The sequence below is a fragment of the Streptomyces sp. NPDC015171 genome (assembly GCF_043079545.1).
GTDB lineage: Bacteria > Actinomycetota > Actinomycetes > Streptomycetales > Streptomycetaceae > Streptomyces.
On the sequence record NZ_JBIBUO010000011.1, the window covers coordinates 181,822 to 200,758 of the forward strand.

General features: G+C 73.9%; 17 protein-coding genes and 1 tRNA gene. 3 read left to right on the forward strand and 15 right to left on the reverse strand.

Going from position 1 to position 18,937, the window contains the following annotated elements:
* Nucleotides 1-66 precede the first annotated feature (66 nt).
* From ACF073_RS28080 to ACF073_RS28110, 7 genes are all read right to left on the reverse strand, one after another.
* Nucleotides 67-819, reverse strand: a complete 753-nt coding sequence (locus tag ACF073_RS28080) for an IclR family transcriptional regulator (RefSeq protein WP_392074166.1) — start codon at nucleotides 817-819, stop codon at nucleotides 67-69.
* Between the two features lie 204 nt (nucleotides 820-1,023).
* Nucleotides 1,024-1,806 (reverse strand): ectoine/hydroxyectoine ABC transporter ATP-binding protein EhuA, encoded by a 783-nt coding sequence (gene ehuA / locus ACF073_RS28085; protein WP_392074167.1) that lies wholly within the window; start codon nucleotides 1,804-1,806, stop codon nucleotides 1,024-1,026.
* On the reverse strand, nucleotides 1,796-2,446 hold the full coding sequence (gene ehuD / locus ACF073_RS28090) for an ectoine/hydroxyectoine ABC transporter permease subunit EhuD (protein ID WP_392074168.1): 651 nt from the start codon (nucleotides 2,444-2,446) through the stop codon (nucleotides 1,796-1,798). The genes ehuA and ehuD overlap by 11 nt, the downstream gene beginning before the upstream one ends.
* Nucleotides 2,443-3,090, reverse strand: a complete 648-nt coding sequence (gene ehuC / locus ACF073_RS28095; RefSeq protein WP_392074169.1) for an ectoine/hydroxyectoine ABC transporter permease subunit EhuC — start codon at nucleotides 3,088-3,090, stop codon at nucleotides 2,443-2,445. Before ehuC ends, ehuD begins: the two co-directional genes overlap by 4 nt.
* A complete protein-coding gene (gene ehuB / locus ACF073_RS28100; RefSeq protein WP_392074170.1) occupies nucleotides 3,087-4,004 on the reverse strand; it encodes an ectoine/hydroxyectoine ABC transporter substrate-binding protein EhuB in 918 nt (305 codons plus the stop codon). Before ehuB ends, ehuC begins: the two co-directional genes overlap by 4 nt.
* A 143-nt stretch (nucleotides 4,005-4,147) precedes the next feature.
* The gene (locus tag ACF073_RS28105; RefSeq protein WP_392074171.1) at nucleotides 4,148-5,548 is read right to left on the reverse strand and encodes an amidase; all 1,401 of its coding nucleotides are present in this window, start codon (nucleotides 5,546-5,548) and stop codon (nucleotides 4,148-4,150) included.
* A gap of 16 nt (nucleotides 5,549-5,564) precedes the next feature.
* Nucleotides 5,565-6,509, reverse strand: a complete 945-nt coding sequence (locus ACF073_RS28110; RefSeq protein WP_392074172.1) for a D-2-hydroxyacid dehydrogenase — start codon at nucleotides 6,507-6,509, stop codon at nucleotides 5,565-5,567.
* Between the two features lie 277 nt (nucleotides 6,510-6,786).
* Between ACF073_RS28110 and ACF073_RS28115 the strand changes: the two genes are divergently transcribed.
* Both ACF073_RS28115 and ACF073_RS28120 read left to right on the forward strand, forming a co-directional pair.
* Nucleotides 6,787-7,518, forward strand: coding sequence for a decarboxylase (locus ACF073_RS28115; protein WP_392074173.1), 732 nt, complete (start codon nucleotides 6,787-6,789; stop codon nucleotides 7,516-7,518).
* Nucleotides 7,519-7,647: 129 nt separating this feature from the next.
* Entirely contained in the window at nucleotides 7,648-8,745 is a 1,098-nt protein-coding gene (locus ACF073_RS28120; protein WP_392074174.1) for an LLM class flavin-dependent oxidoreductase, read from the forward strand.
* On the opposite strand, the gene ACF073_RS28125 is transcribed toward ACF073_RS28120, so the two are convergent.
* The gene (locus ACF073_RS28125; protein ID WP_392074175.1) at nucleotides 8,724-10,529 is read right to left on the reverse strand and encodes a putative bifunctional diguanylate cyclase/phosphodiesterase; all 1,806 of its coding nucleotides are present in this window, start codon (nucleotides 10,527-10,529) and stop codon (nucleotides 8,724-8,726) included. The two genes, ACF073_RS28120 and ACF073_RS28125, sit on opposite strands and share 22 nt — an antisense overlap.
* 320 nt (nucleotides 10,530-10,849) lie before the next feature.
* Between ACF073_RS28125 and ACF073_RS28130 the strand changes: the two genes are divergently transcribed.
* On the forward strand, nucleotides 10,850-12,115 hold the full coding sequence (locus ACF073_RS28130; RefSeq protein WP_392074176.1) for a M6 family metalloprotease domain-containing protein: 1,266 nt from the start codon (nucleotides 10,850-10,852) through the stop codon (nucleotides 12,113-12,115).
* A gap of 98 nt (nucleotides 12,116-12,213) precedes the next feature.
* On the opposite strand, the gene ACF073_RS28135 is transcribed toward ACF073_RS28130, so the two are convergent.
* From ACF073_RS28135 to ACF073_RS28165, 7 genes are all read right to left on the reverse strand, one after another.
* Nucleotides 12,214-12,287 (reverse strand) — tRNA-Lys (locus ACF073_RS28135).
* The gene (locus tag ACF073_RS28140) at nucleotides 12,278-12,847 is read right to left on the reverse strand and encodes a bifunctional DNA primase/polymerase (RefSeq protein ID WP_392074177.1); all 570 of its coding nucleotides are present in this window, start codon (nucleotides 12,845-12,847) and stop codon (nucleotides 12,278-12,280) included. Before ACF073_RS28140 ends, ACF073_RS28135 begins: the two co-directional genes overlap by 10 nt.
* A 291-nt stretch (nucleotides 12,848-13,138) precedes the next feature.
* Entirely contained in the window at nucleotides 13,139-13,507 is a 369-nt protein-coding gene (locus tag ACF073_RS28145) for a hypothetical protein (RefSeq protein ID WP_392074178.1), read from the reverse strand.
* Between the two features lie 211 nt (nucleotides 13,508-13,718).
* Nucleotides 13,719-15,059, reverse strand: a complete 1,341-nt coding sequence (locus ACF073_RS28150; protein WP_392074179.1) for an AAA domain-containing protein — start codon at nucleotides 15,057-15,059, stop codon at nucleotides 13,719-13,721.
* Nucleotides 15,056-16,645: a hypothetical protein gene (locus ACF073_RS28155; protein ID WP_392074180.1), complete on the reverse strand. Its 1,590-nt coding sequence runs from the start codon at nucleotides 16,643-16,645 to the stop codon at nucleotides 15,056-15,058. Before ACF073_RS28155 ends, ACF073_RS28150 begins: the two co-directional genes overlap by 4 nt.
* A complete protein-coding gene (locus tag ACF073_RS28160; protein ID WP_392074181.1) occupies nucleotides 16,636-17,856 on the reverse strand; it encodes a hypothetical protein in 1,221 nt (406 codons plus the stop codon). The genes ACF073_RS28155 and ACF073_RS28160 overlap by 10 nt, the downstream gene beginning before the upstream one ends.
* Nucleotides 17,753-18,697: a phosphatase PAP2 family protein gene (locus tag ACF073_RS28165; protein WP_392074182.1), complete on the reverse strand. Its 945-nt coding sequence runs from the start codon at nucleotides 18,695-18,697 to the stop codon at nucleotides 17,753-17,755. The genes ACF073_RS28160 and ACF073_RS28165 overlap by 104 nt, the downstream gene beginning before the upstream one ends.
* Nucleotides 18,698-18,937 lie beyond the last annotated feature (240 nt).

An 18,937-nucleotide genomic window follows, 5' to 3' on the forward strand; every position in this document is an offset into this window, starting at 1 on the left:
CGAAGAAAATACTACCCGGTCCACGAGGGTGCTGATGACCGCCCCGGACCACGCCCGGACCGCCGGCTAGATCGTCAGGGACAGCAGCACCGGCGCGGCGCTGCGGTTCAGCGCGTCCGCCGCCTGCTTCAGCCGGTGCGCGTGCTCCACCGGCAGGGAGAGCGCCAGGCAGCCCACCGAGGAGCCCGCGGTGATCGGGACGGCCGCGCAGACCGTGCCGATCGCGTACTCCTGGAGATCGAGCACCGGAACCGTCGCCGGCTGGGACTCCAGACGCGACAGCAGCAGCTTGTCGCTGGTGATGGTGCGCGAGGTGAGGCGGGCCATCTTGTGCCGGGAGAGGTGGTCGCGGCGGGCGTTGTGGTCGAGCTGGGTCAGCAGGCTCTTGCCGACGGCGGTGGCGTGCGCGGAGTAGCGGAAGTCCACCCACTCGTTGACCGCGGGGGTGCCCGGCCCGGCGGCGTACTGGGTGACCCGGACCTCGCCGTCCACGTACCGGCTCATGTACACGGCGGCGCCGACGGAGTCCCGCAGCCGGTCCAGGGTGTGCTGGAGCTTGTCGCGCAGAGCCCGCTCCCGGTCGTGCGCCGAGGTGAGGCGGCGCAGGGTGTCGCCGGTGACGTACGCCCCGTCGGTGATCTGCTCCACATAGCCCTCCCGGCGCAGCATGCGCAGCAGGGCGGTGAGGCGCTCGGGGCCGAGACCGGTGCGGCCGGCCAGCTCGGTGTCGGTGACGCCGGCGGGGTGCCGGGCCACGGTCTCCAGGACGCGCAGCGCGTCCTGGGCGGAGTGGTACGGGGCGGTCGGCTCGATCCTCATGTCGGTCCCCCTCGGCCGCGATCCGGGTCGTCGGATCGTCTCCACGATAGCTGTGAAAGGGCCGCGACCGAGAGGGGGTTGGCGAGATCGTGCCGTACCCGCCCGCCCGTCAGCTGGGGCGGAGATCCTCTGGCATATGCCAGGGTCATGCCCCAGCGGTTCGACCTCGGTCGTTCTCCTCCGCCCCCGCCCCGCCGCCCGCGTTCACAGGACCGCGCTGATGAACTCACGGGTACGCTCCCGCTCCGGGTCGCCGAAGATCTGCTCCGGCGGACCGGCCTCGATCACCCGGCCCGCGTCGAACATCAGCACCTGGTCGGAGATGTCCCGGGCGAACCCCATCTCGTGGGTCACGCACAGCATCGTGATGTCGGTGCTGCGCGCGATGTCCCTGAGCAGGTCGAGCACGCCCGCGACCAGCTCCGGGTCGAGCGCGGAGGTCACCTCGTCCAGCAGCAGCACCCGGGGCTGCATCGCCAGTGCCCGCGCGATCGCCACCCGCTGCTGCTGGCCGCCGGAGAGCCGGGTGGGCTTCGCGTCGCACTTGTCGGCCAGGCCCACCAGGTCGAGCAGCTCCCGGGCCCGTGCCTCGGCCTCGTCCTTCGGCAGGCCGAGCACCCGGACCGGGGCCTCGGTGATGTTCCGCAGCACGGACATGTTCGGGAACAGGTTGAACTGCTGGAACACCATCCCGATCTTCTTGCGGACCTCCCGGACCTCCCGCTCGGGCGCCGGGAACAGCCGCTGTCCGTCGACGGTGATCGTGCCCTCGTCCGGCTTGGCGAGGGTCATCAGCAGTCTGAGGATCGTGGTCTTGCCGGAGCCGGAGGGCCCGATCAGCGTGACGTGCCGGCCCGCGTCCACGGACAGGTCCAGGCCGTCGAGGACGGTGTTGTCGCCGAACCGCTTGGTCACGTTCTCCAGGCGGATCAGTTCGGTCGGCCGGGTGCCGGTCAGGGCCGGCTGCTTGCTGGTCTCAACGGACAAGGCGTCGCTCCAGGGTGCGCAGAAGAAGGGAGGCCAGATACGAGACGACGATGAAGGCGACCCCGATCACCGTCAGGGGCTCGGTGAACTGGAAGTGCTGCTGGGAGACGAGCCGGGCCCGGCCCAGCATCTCCAGCACGCCGATCGTCATCAGCATCGGCGTGTCCTTCAGCATCGAGATGACGTAGTTGCCGAGCGGCGGCACCACGCGGCGGACGGCCTGCGGCAGGATCACCGAGGTCCAGGTCCGCCGCACGGGCAGGCTCAGCGCCGTCGCGGCCTCCCACTGGCCCGCCGGCACCGCCTCGATGCCGGCCCGGTAGACCTGCATCGTGTACGTCGAGTAGTGCAGCCCGAGCCCGAGGACACCGGTGGCCAGCGGGGACAGCGTCACGCCCGCCTCGGGCAGCACGTAGAACAGGAAGAACAGCTGCACCAGCAGCGGGGTGTCCCGCACGAACTCCGTGAAGACCCCCACCGGCCAGCGCACCCAGCGGGTCGGCGTCCGCAGCAGCAGGGTCCATACCAGCCCCAGCGCGAACGAGATCAGCGACCCCAGGGCCAGTGCCTCCAGGGTGACGACCAGGCCCTTCCAGAAGTAGGGCAGGAAATCGGAGACGGCTCCCCAGTCCCAGTTCATCGGGCCACCCCCGCCTTCAGCCGGCGTTCGAGGCCCCGCATGCCGCGGGTGAGCGCGAACGCGATCACGAAATAGATCAGCAGCAGATACGTGTAGATCTGGCCGCTCTGCTGGAGGGCGAGGCGGACCAGGTTGCCGCTGAAGGCCAGGTCGCCCATGCCCGTGATGGACACGAGGGCGGTGCCCTTGAGCAGCTCGACCAGCAGGTTGGAGAAGGACGGGATCGTCTCCGGCACCGCCTGCGGCAGCAGGATCAGCCGGAGCCGCTGCCAGGGCGAGAAGCCCAGCGCGATGCCGCCCTCGCGCTGGGCCGGGTCCACCGCCTGCAGGGCGCCGCGCACGATCTCCGAGCCGTACGCGCCGTAGGTGAGGCCGAGGGCGAGCGTGCCGGCCCACATCGGCACCAGCTGCCAGCCGAAGGCGATCGGCAGCACGAAGAACACCCAGAAGATCATCACCAGCGCCGAGATGCCCCGGAACACCTCGGTGTAGCAGGCGGCGAGGAAGCGGACGAGCCGCGAGCGGTGGGTGCGCGCGGCACCGACGGCGAACGAGACGGCGACGGCCAGCAGCGCGCTGTACACCAGCAACTGGAGCGTGGTGCCTATGCCGTGGAGGACGAGTTCCCAGAGTCCCGGAGTCATGAGCCGCACAGCTCCTTCGCGGTCATCGTCGTCATCTCGGCCTTGGTGAAGCCGAAGGGCCGCATGATCCGGTACAGCTCGCCGGTGCGGCGCAGCTTGTGCAGCTCGGCGTTGAAGGCGTCCCTGAGCCGGGTCTCGGACGGCCGGAACGCGAACGCGCCGCCGTCCGCCTTCGGCTTGCCGTCGACCAGCGCCACGAACGGTTTCGTCGACTCGGCCTTGGCGGAGCCGCGCGCCACGAGCCGGGCGGTGACGGCCGTGGCCGTGAACAGGTCGACCCGCCCCGACTCCACCGCGTTCAGCCCGGCGACCTGGTCCGGGACGATGACGAGGTCGTTCTCCCGGTAGCCCGCCTCCACGGCGTGCTGGATCTGCGCGTACCCGGTCCCGGTGGCCACCTTGGCGTGCCGGCGCAGCGCGTCGGCGTAGGTGCGCAGCCCCAGGGGGTTGCCCTTGCGGACGACGAAGGCGTCCGGCATCCGGTAGTCGGGATCCGCGAAGATCACCTGCCGGCAGCGGTCCGGGGTGACGTACATGCCCGCGGCGACCACGTCGAACTGCTGGGCGTTCAGCCCGGGTATCAGCGAGCCGAACTCCGTCGGCACCGGCTGCACCCGGTCCACCCCGAGCCGCTTGAAGACGGCCTTGGCCAGTTCGGGTGCCTCGCCGGTGAGCTGCCCGTCCTTGTCGATGTACCCGAAGGGGATCTCACCGGCGATCCCGAGCCGTACGACCCCCTGCGCGCGCAGCCGTTCCAGCAGATCGCCGCCGTCCTTGCCGGACGCCGAGGCCACCCGCGTACAGCCGGCGGCGCCCAGCGCGCCGACGGCCGCGATCCCGGCGAGCACCGAGCGCCGGCTGTGTCTGCGTTCCGGCCGGATGGTGTGTACGTCGTTCCCAAGTGCTGGAGCCATGGCGGCGCGGCTACCCAGGCGCAACCGGGCTATGCGCCCCGATCCCGGGGGCCGCCCGGCCCCCGTCAGGGGTTGTACGGCACTCTCCTACGATGCGGCAAACATCGTTTTTGCGCCGATGTGCCGGCGTATATGCCGCCGGTTCAGCCGGTGGCCGGCGGGGCCACGCCGGCCGCCCCCGCCTCGTACAGCGCGTGCGCCGCCCGCAGCACCAGATCGTCCCGGTGCCGGGCGGCGACGATCTGCATCCCGACCGGCAGGCCGTCCCCGTCCGTGCCCACCGGCACCGAGGCGGCCGGCTGCTGGGTGAGGTTGAAGGGGTGGGTGAACGGCGTCCACCCCGTCCAGCGCCGGAAGGCGGAGCCCCTCGGCACCTCCTCGCCCGCCTCGAACGCGGTCAGCGGCAGGGTCGGTGTCACCAGCAGGTCGTACCGCTCGTGGAAGCGGCCCATCCGGCGGCCGAGGTGCGTGCGCACGTCCACCGCGGCCAGATACTCCAGCGCGCTCGTCCGGGCGCCCCGCGCGCAGATCTCCCGCAGCCCCGGATCCAGTTGCCGCCTGCGGTGCGGCGGGAAACTCTGGGTCAGCCGGGCCGCGCCGCTGAACCACAGGGTGTGGAACGCCTCCACCGGGTCGCTGAAGTCCGGGTCGGCCTCCTCGACGTACGCCCCGAGGGCCGCGAGGGCGGTCACCGCCCGCCGTACCGCGGCGGCCACCGCGGGCCGCACCGCCACCTGCCCGCCCAGCGAGGGCGAGTACGCCACCCGCAGCCCCCGCACCCCGCCCCGCAGCGCCTCGGTGAAGGAGCCCGGCGCCGGCGGCAGCGCCGACCAGTCGCGCGGGTCGGGCGTGCCGATCACATCGAGCAGCAGGGCCGCGTCGGCCGCGTCCCGGGTCATCGGCCCCGTGTGCGACAGCGTGCCGAACGGGCTCGCCGGATACAGCGGCACCCTGCCGTACGTCGGCTTCAGCCCGAAGACCCCGCAGAACGCGGCCGGGATGCGGATGCTGCCGCCGCCGTCCGTGCCCAGCGACAGCGGGCCCGCGCCTAGCGCGACCGCAGCGGCGCTGCCACCGCTCGAACCGCCGGCGGTGCGCGTGCCGTCGTACGGGTTGCGGGTGATCCCGGTCAACGGGGAGTCGGTGACGCCCTTCCAGCCGTACTCGGGTGTCGTGGTCTTGCCGAGGAAGACCGCGCCGTGCTCGCGCAGCCGGGCCACCGGGGGCGCGTCCTCGTCCCAGGCCCCCCGCTCGGACAGGGTCGTGGAGCCGCGCAGCGTGGGGTGGCCGCGCAGCAGCAGGAGGTCCTTGACCGTCACCGGCACCCCGTCGACCAGCCCGGCCGGCTCACCGCGCCGCCAGCGCGCCTGCGACTCCCGGGCCCGGGCGAGCGCGTCCTCCTCGGTGAGCCGCACGAACGCGTTCACCTCCGGCTGGATCCGCCGGGCCCGCTCCAGCGCCTGACCGGTCGCCTCCACCGGGCTGAACTCGCCCTTGCGGTACCCGTCGAGGAGCTGGACGGCGGTCAGATCGGTGAGCTGCATGCACCCTCCCAGGGGCTCAGTGGCCTGGCACGTACCCGCGCGTCTTGTCGACCACGTTCAGCAGGGATCTGCCCGCCGCCCACCGCTCGTACAACTCCACGAACTGCGTGCTCAGTTCGTCCCGCCAGCCGACCGTGTCGCCGCTCATGTGCGGGGACACGAGCAGCCCCGGCAGCTCCCACAGCGGGCTGTCCGGCGGAAGGGGTTCGGTGGCGAACACGTCCAGGGCGGCGCCCGCGATCCAGCGCCGGGTCAGCGCCCGGGAAAGGGCCGCCTCGTCGACGAGACCGCCGCGCCCGACGTTCACGAAGAACGCCGAGGGCTGCATCACGCCGAACCGGTGCGCGTCGAACATGCCGGAGGTCTGCTCGGTCAGCGGCGCCGCCGCGATCACCCAGTCCGCGCGGGAGACCAGCCGGTCCAGATCGGCCGGGCCGTGCACCCCGGTCCGCGGCACCCGCCCGACCAGCGCCGTCGTCACGCCGAGGGCCTTCAGGGTGCGCACGATCGCCCGGCCGACCGGGCCCGTGCCCACCACGCACGCGCGCGTGCCCGCCACCCGCCGCGTCTCCCGGTGCCGCCAGGTCCGCTCCCGCTGGTGCTCGAGGGTGCGCGGCAGGTCCTTGGCGACCGCCAGCACCAGGGCCGCCACGTACTCGGCGATCGGCTGGTCGAAGATGCCCCGCGCGTTGGTCACCACGGTGTCCGACGCGGCCAGCGCCGGGCACATCAGATGGTCCACGCCCGCACTCGCCGTGTGCACCCAGCGCGGCCGGGGCCCGCCCCCGGGCCACGCCCGGCGTACCGCGTGCGAGGTGAAGTCCCACACCAGCAGTACGTCCGCGGCGGGCAGCCGTTCGGCCAGGTGCGCGGCGTCCGTGCGCACGATCCGGGCGTGGCCGGTGAGCCGTCCGAGCCGGGGCGGCGGGTCGGCGTCGAGAACGAGCACGGTCGGCGTCATGCGGGGCGGCTCCCGGCGTCTGGCATGCGCGGATGGACCACGCTCGCACCCCAACCCCCCCGCGTCAACACGGGCGTACCCACGATGCGTTGCCCTTCGGTCTCCCGGCGTGAGACGGCTCCTGGGGCCGCCCGGCGGCGGCCGGCCGCTTGTCGGCCAACCAGGTCACGATGTGCGCGGTGCGGCGCCGACTGGGTACCCGAGCGAGGGGGACCTGTCGGGCGCAGCCGCCCGCGCGGGCCCCCACCACCGGAGAAGAACTGCAGGAAGGCCGGTCATGACCGCACTCGGAGTCCTCACCCCGGGCTCTCTCGCCGAGAACGACTATCCCCGCATCGAGCAGCTCCTGGGCAGCGACATCCGGGTGGACCTGTGCCGCACCGGTTTCGCCGAGGACACCCGCGGGGTGGACGTCCTGCGCGGGACGGGCACCGCCGAGCAGCTCGCCGAGGGCGTGGAGGGGCTGCGGCTCGCCGGTGCCGAGACGGTGGTGTGGGCGGGGGCGGGCGGCAGCTTCGCCGACGGCTGGGACGGCGCCCAGGAGCAGGTCAGGGCGCTGGCCCGGCTGGCCGGGATGCCGGCCTCCGCGACCTCCTTCGGCTTCGTCCACGCGGCCAGGGAGCTGGGGCTGCGCCGGGTCGCCGTGGGCGCGACCTACCCGGAGGACCTCACCGCGCTGTTCGCGGACTTCCTGCGGGCCGGCGGCCTCGAGGTGACCGGGACGCGGTCCGCCGGGCTCGTCACCGCGGCGGAGGCCGGCACCTGGGGCGAGGAGGACGTGCTGACGCTGGCGCGGGCCGCGGACGTCCCCGGCACGGAGGCCGTGCTGCTGCCGGACCCGGCGCTGCACACCGCCGCCCACCTCGCCCTGCTGGAGAAGGCCCTCTCCAAGCCGGTGCTCACGGCCAGCCAGGTCACCGTGTGGGAGGGCCTGCGGCTGGCGGACCGGCGGGTGAACGCGCCCACCCTGGGGACCCTGTTCACCCGGGAGCCCCTGGTGCAGGCGTGAGCGGCGCTCCGGCCGGCCTCCGCCGCCGCCGGCCGGACAGGCCCGCCCGGGAATAACCGGGGACCGCCTCCTGTTAGCGCCCCGAGGACATTCACGCTCGGAACAGCTCGGAAACAGGAGGCCCACACCGTGTCGGCAGACGAGGCAGACGAGATCCGGGGCACCACCCGCGGCACCGCCCCCGCCCCCCTCTCCGTACTGGACCTGGTGACCGTCGGCGCGGGCAGTACCGCCACCGACGCCCTGCGCACCAGCGTCACGCTCGCCCGGTTCGCCGAGGCGCGCGGCTTCCACCGGTACTGGATCGCCGAGCACCACTCCATGCCCGGCGTGGCCTCCTCCTCGCCGGCCGTGATCCTCGCCCACCTCGCCGCCCACACCGACCGCATCCGGCTCGGTTCGGGCGGCGTCATGCTGCCCAACCACGCCCCGCTGGTGATCGCCGAGCAGTTCGGCACGCTGGAGGCCATGGCCCCGGGCCGCGTCGACCTGGGGCTCGGCCGGGCGCCGGGCACCGACGGGGCCACGGCCGCGGCCCTGCGCCGCACCGACACCCTCAACGAGGGCGCCGACGACTTCCCGCAGCAGCTCGCGGAGCTGATCCGGTTCCTGGACGACGACTTCCCCGACGGGCACCCCTACGGCCGGATCCACGCGATCCCCGGACCGGTCCAGGGCAGCGCCCCCGGCGGTGTCCAGTCCGCGCACCGACCGCCCGTCTGGCTGCTCGGCTCCTCCGGCTTCAGCGCCCGCCTGGCCGGCATGCTCGGCCTGCCCTTCGCCTTCGCGCACCACTTCTCCGCGCAGAACACCATCCCGGCCCTCGACCTGTACCGGCAGACCTTCCGGCCCTCCGCGGTCCTGTCCGAGCCGTACGCCCTCATCGGCGTCTCCGCGATCGCGACGGACGACGAGCGCGAGGCCCGCCGGCAGACCCGGGCGGTGGCGCTGAACATGCTCCGGCTGCGCACCGGCAGGCCGGGCCTGTTCCCCGACCCGGAGGACGTCGAGAAGCACGAGTTCAGCCCGATGGAGGAGGAGTTCGTCGCCTCCTGGACGGCCAACATCGTGCACGGCACGGCCGACGAGGTCCGCTCCGGCCTCGACGATCTGCACAAGCGCACCGGCGCCGACGAGCTGATGCTCACCACCCACGCCCACCGCGGCGAACTGCGCCTGCGCTCCTACGAGTTGATCGCGGACGCCTACGGGTTGCCGACCGCGTAGGTCTGCGTCCCCAGCAGCTCGGAGATACGATCCGGCGGCACCGGGCGGGAGTACAGCCAGCCCTGTCCGGTGTCGCAGCCGATCCGGCGCAGCCGGGTGGCCTGGGCGGAGGTCTCCACGCACTCCGCGGTGACCGTCAGGCCGAGCCGGTGGGCGAGCTGGATCATCGCCTCCACGATGACCTCGTCGGCGGGGTTGGGCATGGGCCCCGCGCCGGCCTCCTCGTACTGGAAGCCGCGGACGAAGGAGCCGTCCAGCTTCAGCGCGGAGACCGGCAGCCGGCTCAGATAGGCCAGGTTCGAGTAGCCGGTGCCGAAGTCGTCGATGGCGATGCGCACGCCCATGTCGCTGAGGGCCTGGAGGGCCTGGAGCGGCCGGCCGGCCGAGCCCATCACCGCCGACTCGGTCAGCTCCAGCTGGAGGAGGTGCGGGGCGAGCCCGGTCTCGGCGAGGGTCTCGGCGACGTCGGCCACCAGGTCCGAGTCCCACACCTGGCGCACGGCGACGTTCACGCTGACGAAGATGGGCGGTTCGCCGGGGCGGTCCAGCTGCCAGCGGCGGGCCTGCCGGCAGGCGGTGGCCAGCGCCCAGCGGCCGAGCTGCACGATCGAGCCGTCCTCCTCGGCCAGTCCGATGAACCGATTCGGCGTCAGCGTGCCGAACTGCGGGTGATGCCAGCGGATCAGCGCCTCGACGCCGTTGAGCCGGCCGTCCTCCATGGCCACCAGCGGCTGGTAGTCCAGGGCGAACTCGCCGCGCTCGATGGCGGGTCGCAGGGTGGAGGACAGGGCCTGGCGGGTCATGCGGTGTGCGTTGCGCTCCGGGTCGAACAGGGTCCAGCGGCCCTTGCCGTCGGCCTTCGCCCAGTACAGGGTCGTGTCGGCGGCCTGCATCAGCCCCGTGGCCGTCGTCCCGGCCGCGTGCCGCTCCACGACGCCGATGGACGCGGTGAGCGAGAGCCGCTGCCCGGCCAGGTCGAAGGGTTCCTCCAGGGCCTTCAGCGCCGACTCGGCGAGATCCGCGAGCTGTTCGGTGCCGGTGGAGTCCTCGACCAGCAGGGCGAACTCGTCGCCGCCGAGCCGGGCCACCAGCGGGGTGACGGCGCGGGCGTACCCGGTCTCGTCGGCGACCCGGGTCAGGCGCTCGGCCACGGCCGCGAGGAGCCGGTCGCCGACGCGGTGGCCGAGGGTGTCGTTGACGGCCTTGAAGCCGTCGACGTCCAGGTAGCACAGGCCGATCCGGCCGGTGCCGCTCTGCTCGTACGACTCCGCCTCCAGCGCGGCCGTCAGCCGCTCGAAGAACAGGGTGCGGTTGGGCAGCCGGGTCACCGGGTCGTGCATCTGCAAATGCCGCAGCCGTGCCTGGAGTTCACGGCGGGCGCTGATGTCGGCGACCGACAGCAGCACGCCGGGCTCGCCTCCGGTCAGCGGGGAGACGGTGATCTGCACCCACACCGCGTGCCCCTCGGGGTGCTTGAGCCGGCGGGTGCAGCGCAGCTTGGCCTGCCGGCCGCGCAGCACCTCGCGGTAGGCGTGCCAGCTGCGGGCGTCCGACGCGAGGTCCACCAGATCGGCGGCGACCCGCCCGGTGAGCGTGTCCGGATCGGTGCCGAGCAGCTCGCCGAGGGCGGCGTTGGCGCTGACGACGAAACCCTCGGGGGCCACGACCGCCATGGCGAGCGGGGCGGTCGCGAAGACACGGTGGTAGGTGGTGTGGTGACTGTCTGTGACGGCTGACCGGTCGAGGTCTGCCGCGGGCGTCGGCCCTTCGGAGGTTCCGCTCACCGCTCGCTCCCGCAGTGCACTCGATCTCTGTCCGTGCCGGAAAGTGTGCCGATCATAGAGGCTGGCCCCGGGCCCTTCCAGCCACTCTCCAGTCTCCCGGACAGAGCACAGGTTCCGACAGATCGTTTCTGCCCGCACCTGGACAGGTTCTTCAGCCCCCCGACCGGTTGTGACGTTCCGTGAGTGTTTCGGGGTGTCGGGTACCGGGGTGCGCCGGCGTGCGGTGGGGCGCACTCACCCTTCTGGTGCAGGTAAACAGGGCAAAAAGCATCGAACACCAGCAATCTGGGTGCGGGTCCCGCGAACTGTATCCGGAGGTCATGTCCGTGCCCAAGCTGCGCAGCACCGCCGCCGTGTTCACGACGATGTCGGCGCTCGCCGCGACCTCGATCCTCTCCGGCCCGGCGTCCGCCGAACCTTTTTCGACGGCCCCCTGCGCCCTCCAGCGGACCGAGGCCCATCACTCGGAAGGGGTGGACACCTGGAGCCCCGCCTACTCCCGCCCGACCGGCACGCTCGACGCCGTGCTGGTCTTCCTCTCCTTCCCGGACGCCACCCCGCGCACCACTCCGGCCGAGCTGACGGCCGATCACTTCCCGGCCACCAGCGACTTCTACGCGCGGTCCTCCTATGGCAGGTTTACCCTCCGCCCCCACCCCTTGAAGCACTGGCTGCGGATGCCGCGCCCGTCGACGTCGTACGCCATAAGGCGGGACTGGAGCGCGGGGGACCGGGCCGCCTATCTGCGCGACGCGTTCGCGCTGGCCGACAAGGAGGTCGACTTCTCCCGCTACCCGGTCGTGTACTTCGTCGCCGATCCGGACGCGCCCGGCGTCGACTCGGACGCCACGAAGGTCGTGAACCTCGACGCGCCCCTGCGGGTGGACGGCACGGACGTCCGCCGGGTCGTCACCGTGTTCGAGCGCCATCCCCCGGACCGTCTCGTCCTCGCCCATGAGACCGGCCATGTCTTCGACCTGCCCGATCTCTACCACCGCCCGGTCGACGGCAAGGGCGACTGGGACACCTACGTCGGCGACTGGGACCTGATGGGCAGCCAGTTCGGGCTCTCGCCCGACCTGTTCGGCTGGCACAAGTGGCGGCTGGGCTGGCTGGATCCGCGCCAGGTGGCGTGCGTGCGCGGCGCCGGCCCGACCCGCCTCACCCTGGAGCCGCTGGAGGCCGGGCCGGGCGCCCCGGCGCGGGGCGCGGCCGGCGCTCCCGCCTTCGGCCTGGGGCACGGCGTCAAACTCGCCGTGGTGCGCACCGGCCAGGACAGCGCCCTCGCCTTCGAGGCGCGTGGCACGGCCGGCGCCGACCGCGCCTCCTGCCGCCAGGGGATCCTGGTCTACCGGGTGCGCGGCGGCGCGGAGTCCGGCGAGGGTCCGGTGCAGGTCGTGGACGCCCATCCGCGCACCGAGGCCTGCTGGGAGAACTCGGTCTACCCGCCCCTCGCCGACGCCCCGGTCGCCCTCGGCGAGCGGTTCACCGTGCCCGGGGACGGCGTGCGGGTGGAGGCGGAGGCGCGCACGGCGTCGGGGACCTGGACGGTGAAGATCACACCGGGGATGGGGAGGAAGAGCTGACCGCGGGGCGCCGTGTGCGAGCGCCGCATGCGAGCGCCGTACGTATACGAAAACGGCGGGCCGGATTCTTTCGAACCGGACCCGCCGTTTCCTTCGCGTGCGCCGCCAGGGACTCGAACCCCGGACCCGCTGATTAAGAGTCAGCTGCTCTAACCAACTGAGCTAGCGGCGCCTGCTGACGTCGTAGACCTTAGCATCATGGTCGGCGGGAGGAAAAATCGAAATCCGTACGGCCGCACGGGCCGCCCGCACGGCCGCCCACAGCACCACCTCGGGTCCGGGCAGCCAGGGATGCCGGGTGTCGGGGGCGGCCAGCCAGCGGGCGGCGCCGGGGGTGCCGTCGCCGGCCGGGGGCGGCACCGTCACCGCGTCGCCGGTGCCGTGGCACAGCAGCGGGGGCACCGCCTGCGCCCGGTGGGACCCCCACTCCTCCCAGGCCAGCAGCGAGGGCAGGCGCTGGGCCGTGCCCGGGGCGGTGAACAGCAGCGTCCGGCCCCGGAACACCGCGACCGGCCCCGATCCCGGGCCCTCGTCCCACAGCCGGTCCAGCATCCGGCGCCCGAAGGTCGCGGGGGCGCTCACCACGTCGAAGACGGTGCCGCAGGGCAGCACGACCGGGGCGTCCGGGCGCTCCTCCCACAGGGCGAGGGTGCTGCGGGGGTAGGTTCCCGCCGAGGCGAGCCAGGCGACTCCGTCGGAGCCGACGCGGGTGACGTTCGGTTGGCTGCTCATGACATCCACATGTACCTGCGGTGAGCGGGCGACTCCCCTAAGTTGCCGAAAGCCGGGACAGGGTCCGACCGGGAGGAGTATCTTGCCCGCCTGGCATATGCCGGAGGGCTACGGCGGGCAGCGGCCACGGCGGGCCGGCGGGCTGGCGGGCTCCGGGGGCCGGTGGGCCCCGCGGACGGGCCCTCGCGGTGGGCCCCCGCGGACGGGCCGTCGCGGTGGGCTCCGGCGGGCGGGACCTCGCGGTGGGCCCCGGCGGACGGGCCGTCGCGGTGGGCTCCGGCGGGCGGGCGGCTACAGCGAATCGGTGGGCGTCCGCTCCTCGCCCTCGCCCCGCAGGAGGTCCCGCCCGAACTCGACCATCTTCTTCGCGTAGTCCTCGGTCCACTCCGACCGCTCGGCGATGTCCGCCGGGGTCAGCCGGTCGAACCGGCGCGGGTCGGCGAGCTGGGCCGCGGCGATGGCCTGGAACTCCATGGCCCGGTCGGCCGCCGCGCGGAACGCCTGGGTCAGCTCCGTCGCCCGGGCCAGCAGCGTCCGCGGATCCTCGATCGACTCCAGGTCGAAGAAGTGCTCGGGATCGGAGGCTGCCGCCATGGGCTCGAAGAGCAGGGGCGCGGGGCGTAGCCGCGGTTCGTTACGACGCGGCGTGGGCTCCGCCATGTCTTGTCTCCTCCTCGTACGGTTTCGCGGGCACCGCCTTCAGGTGGGCCACCGTCCATTCTCCCGCGTGCCCGCAAGGGGCCCTCATGGCCGCCGGCTCACTCTGTGCTCCGAGAGGCGGGCCAGGACCGCGTGGTTCGCCTCCCGGCCGTCCGGGCTGTGTTCATCGGCCGCCTCCGGCGGCAGGCCGGCCCGGTACCGGGGGGTCGTGTCACGGCCGCCAGCTCACCCTGTGCTCCGACAGATGGGCCAGGACCGCGTGGTTCGCCTCCCAGCCGTCCGGGAACTTCACCAGCGTGCCCAGCTGGACGGGGTCCGTGGCGGGGTAGTCGTCCAGGAGGTCGGCGACGCCCGCGCGGCAGACCACGACGCAGGCGTGGCGGTGGCGGGAGGCCAGCACACACAGGCGGCCGGTCTCCAGGTGGAAGGCGGTGGCGTCGGGGCGGCCGGAGAGCGGGTGCAGGACGACCGTCACGTCGTACTCCCGGCCCTGGAGGCGGTTCGCCGTGTCGACCGTGACGTCCGGTACGCCGAGGTCGGCGAGGGCCGCGCGGACCGCCGCCGCCTGGTCGCGGTGGGCCGTGCCCACCGCGATGCGGTCGGCGGTGAGGGGGGCCGGCTGGTCCGGTGCGCGCTCCGACACCGCGGCGCCGCCCCGGTCCAGCAGGCGCCGGACCACCGCCGCCACCGCCCGCACCGCCTCCGGGTCCGTGCGCGGGGTGTGCCGGGCGGGCAGCTCCAGCAGGCCCCAGCCGGACTCCGCCGCCTCGTCGATCACCCGGTCGGGGCCCGAGCCGTCGGAGGGGACGGCGAAGGCCAGGCGGCGGTCGCCGTGGGCCGTGCCGCTGCGGAACGGGGTGTACGGGTAGAACGCGTCCGAGACCAGGGGCGCAGCGGAGGCCGGCAGCCGCCAGGAGACCGGGAGGCGGTGCTGCGGCAGGCCCGGGTTGTGCGCCAGGAGGGTGGTGACGGCGGAGGCCGACGGGTCGTACGACAGGCCCGCCCACTGCTCGCTGCCGACGATCGCGAACGGGTCGAGCTGCCCGGGGTCGCCCACGAACAGCGCCCGCTCGAACAGGCCGGCCACGGCGAGCAGGGAGTCGGAGCGCATCTGGTACGCCTCGTCCACGATGGCGTGCCCCCACGGCGCGTCCACCGTCACATGCGCCCACTTCGCGGCGGTGGACAGGACCACCGGGAGACCGGCCAGATCGGCCGCCTTCGCCGACGTGCGGACCTGCGGCAGCTCGTCCAGCGCCTTGTCGTACGCGTCGGTGTCGCTGCTGTGCAGGCGGCCGACGGGCAGCTCCGGGTTCTTCTCGGCCAGGCGCAGCACCAGGTCGTCCACCTGCGCGTTCGTCTGGGCCACCACCATCAGCGGGCGCCCGGCACCGGCGAGTTCCAGGGCCGCGCGGACCACCAGGGTCGACTTGCCCGCGCCCGGCGGGGAGTCCACCACCACACCGCGCTCGGTGCCGTGCAGCGTGTCGTGGAGGATCGCGTCGGTGGCGCGGGCGGCGGCGGCCGCGGGGTCGAAGCCGACGGTCGTCACAGCACGTCCTCCTCGGTCACGGCGTCGGGCGCCTCCGGCGTCCGCTCGCCCGGCGGGCCGCCGTGCGTCCACGGGGTCTCCTCCGGGTCGGGCAGCTTCGCGCCGCCGCGCTGCTCGTGCTCGAAGAGCGTGAAGCAGACCCGGTCGCCCTTCTCCGGCACGGAACCCGGTTCGGGCTCCTTGCCGCGGCCCATCTTGTCCAGGATCCGCAGCACCAGCACGCCCTCCTCCTCGGCTCCGACGCACTCCGCCGACTGGGGCCTGCCGCCCAGTGAGCGGTACACCTTCGCGCGCTCGGCGAGATGCGGGCGGTCCTCCGTGCGGACGGTCACCAGCGGGCGCGGACTCGGCCGCCTGCCCTCGCCGTACGCCATCACGACGTCGGTCACCTCGCCCGCGAACGCCTCCCCGGCCAGCCGCCGCCCCGCCATCACCAGCGGATCGTCCAGCGCCTCCTGCGCCTCCAGCCGGGCCTGCTCACGCTCGCGCGTGGCCAGCTTGTTCGCCGCCGTCACCGCGTCGTCGCGGCGCGGCTGCGGCGGCTCGCCGGCCAGCACCCGGTCCCGGTGCCCGGTGAACGACCAGCGGTCCCGGGTCCAGCGCCCCTCCGCGTGCGCGCCCTCCGGCAGCGCCCGCAGCAGGTCGAGTCCCCGCCACACCGCGTCCCAGGTGGGCCGGGTGCGGCTCTCGACCAGGGCGCGGACGTCCCGCTCGGCCGCGGTGAGCGCGGCCAGCCGGTCGTCGGCCTCCAGGGGGTCCTCGGCGGCGGCGAGGGCCGTACGCGCGCGGTCGTACCGCTCGATCGCCGGGGCCAGCAGCTTGTTGTCGAACGCCGGGTCGGTGGCGGGGCCGGCCGGCGGGCACCACAGCTGCCCGGACGCGTCCCGCTCCAGCTCCGCCCGGCGGGCCGCCTCGGCACCCGTGCGGTCCCCGGGCGGGTCGATCCAGGAGAGCAGCGCGCCCAGATGCTGGTCCTCCAGGCCGGACTGGCCGGTCGCCCAGTGCCGGGCGAGCACATCGGTCAGGGCGAGCAGCAGCGCGGAACCGGGGACCCGGGCCCGCTCGCCGTAGTGGGTCAGCCAGCGGCCGAGCAGCGGCACCCGGGGCGGCGCCGGATAGGGCGCGTCCGGGTCCTGCTCGGCGGTGCGCCTGAACCGTGTCGAACGGCCCAGCAGCCGTACGAAGTCCAGGCCCGCCCGGCTCGGCACGATCAGCTGGGGCGCGTCCGCGCACAGCTCGGCCGCCACCTTGACCCGCTTGCCGGTCTCCGGGTCGGTCTCGGTGCGCTCGGCCGCCTCCACGGACTCCGCGTACGCGTCGATGTACGGCAGGACGACATCGGCCAGGTCGGCGAGGAACGCGAAGCGCAGATCACGGTCGCGGGGCTGCGGTACGACCAGCAGCCGGGGCGCGTCCCGGTCGGTGCCGACCAGCGCGCCGAGCGGGGCGCCGGTCTCACCGGCGGTGGTGAGCGGCACGAACACCAGCGGGCGGTCGGACAGATGCCGGTGCCGGACGGTCGCGGCCGGCTGTGCCCGGCCGGTGTCGACGGCTTCCAGGCGGGCGAGTGCGGTGATCAGGGACACGCGGTCACCGCCGTGGGCGCCGCCGCGGCCAGGACCGCCGCCTCGTCGGCCGCCCGGAGGGCCTCGGCGCGCAGGGCCGCCGTCCTGCGCAGCGCGGCCACCGCCGGATCGGCGGGATCGCCCGTCTCGCCGCGGGCCGCCGCGAGGACCTCCTCGACCGTGGCCAGGCCGCCCAGCTCGGCCCGCAGGGGCCGGCCGAGGCGGGTGACCGCGCCCTGCGCGCGGGCCCGGTCCCGGCAGTGGAAGGCCAGTTCGCAGGCGGACAGGCACTCGGGCGCATAGCTCGCGGGGACCGCCGCCACGGCCGCCGTCAGCTCCTCGGCGGGCCGGTCGGGCGCGAAGCAGGTGCCCTCGGGCAGCGCACCGGTCAGCTCCTCGATCCGGGTGAGCCGGGCGAGCTGGCGCGCGGTGACGGCGCGCTGCTTGCGGACGTCCACGGCCGCGCCCGCCGCCAGGTTGGAGAAGTCCTTCGGGCACACCAGCAGCACCCGGTGCCGCACGCGCGGGACGGGATCGAGCCGTGCGGCGACCTCCTCAAGGGCCAGCACGTACACCGCCGCCTGGCGGGCCGCGGCGCCCACCTTCGCCGGGTCCGCCGCGCCGTCCACCATCGGGAAGGACTTGATCTCCACCACCGACCAGCTCCCGTCCGGGTGCACCACCACCGCGTCCGGCTCCAGGAAGGCGAGCGACCCCGCCACGTCCAGGGCGAGCATGGGGTGGTCCAGCAGGGTCCAGCCGCCGGAGTGCGCGGCCTCGCGCAGCGCCAGCGCCGTACGCGCCGTACGCCCCTCGGGGCCGTGCGCGGTCAGGTCGGGTACGGCCGCCCCGGCGGGCGGCTCGGCGCCCGGGTCGAGCCGGGCGTGCGCCAGCCGCAGCAGCTCCGCGCCGCCGTCCGCCTTCACCCGCGCCTCGAAGGCGTTGCCCCGGGTCAGCGCGAACTGCGACTGGCCGAAGCCGGACGGGGCGCCCAGCGCTGTGGCCAGCCGGGCCTTGTCCACCCCGGCGCCGTCCAGGACCGCACGCCGGGCGCAGCCGGGGTTCGCGGCGAGCGCCGCGAGGGCGCGCGCGTCCAGGGACTTGGCCGGTACGTCGGGTCCGCGCAGCTCAGCGAGCCGATGCCGGAGCGCCTTCGCCCGCGTCGCTGGGGGAGGCGTCCGGTCCGGCCCCGGCGTCGAGCCGGGACTCGCGCTGCCGTGGAATTCGCTCACCCGGGGAAGTCTGGCATCCGGCACTGACAATCGGGGAGCCCGTGCCCGCCGCGGCCGGTGCGGTACGGCGCACCAGTCGGGCGCGGACCAGGTCGGCGGCGCGCATCACCCGCGGCGCGAGCAGGAAGCCGACGCCCATGACGGCGGCGCCCGCGACCGCGTCCAGGAAGTAGTGGTTGGCGGTGCCCATGACCACCAGCGTGGTCAGCAGCGGGTAGGCGACGCCGAGGACCTTCGTCAGACGGGTGCCGCCGTGGCGCCACAGCATCACGCCGCACCACAGGGCCCAGCCGACGTGCAGGCTCGGCATCGCCGCGTACTGGTTGGTCATGCCGCCCATGCCGCGCGGGGCGCTGGCCTCGCCGGCCCACCAGCCGTAGTCGCTGTACTGCGCCATCGTGTCCACGAAGCCGTGGCCGGCGGAGAGCAGGCGGGGCGGGCAGGTCGGCAGCAGCGTGAAGCCGATCAGACCGATGAACGTGGACGTCATCAGCCAGGTGCGGGCCGCGCGGTAGTGCCGTCCGCGCGCGCGGAACAGCCATATCAGGATGGCGGGCGTGACGAGGTAGTGCAGGGAGGCGTACCAGAAGTCGGCCGGTACGCCGAGCCATGCCTCGCGCGTGAACAACCGGTTCAGCGGGTGCTCGGCGTTGAGGTGCAGGGCCTTCTCGACGCGCAGGATCGCCAGGCCGTGGTCGACGGCGCTGTGCACGTCTCCGCGCGCGAGGAGCCGGCCGGCCGAGTAACAGCCGTAGACCAGCAGGATCAGCGGCAGCTCGGTCCACCAGCGCAGCCGGGATCGCGGGGCCGTCTCGGTGCCCGGTGTCTCGGTCTGCGGCATCCGACCGCCCTCCCCGTTCTGCTGTGCGCTGCGCCCTGGCGGGCGACCGTGCCACTTTACGGTGTCCCTACGTCGCCCATGAGGCGCACTCCGGTCAGGCCCGGCGGGTGCTCAGCCCTCGAAGACGCCGAGATCGCCCGCCGGGTTGCCTCGGCGTGGGGTGCGCGATGATGGAGGGACCGAATCCACCTGACGTTCATCCCTGTGTCGTCCGTGGCGTCCGTGGCGCACCGGAGGGCG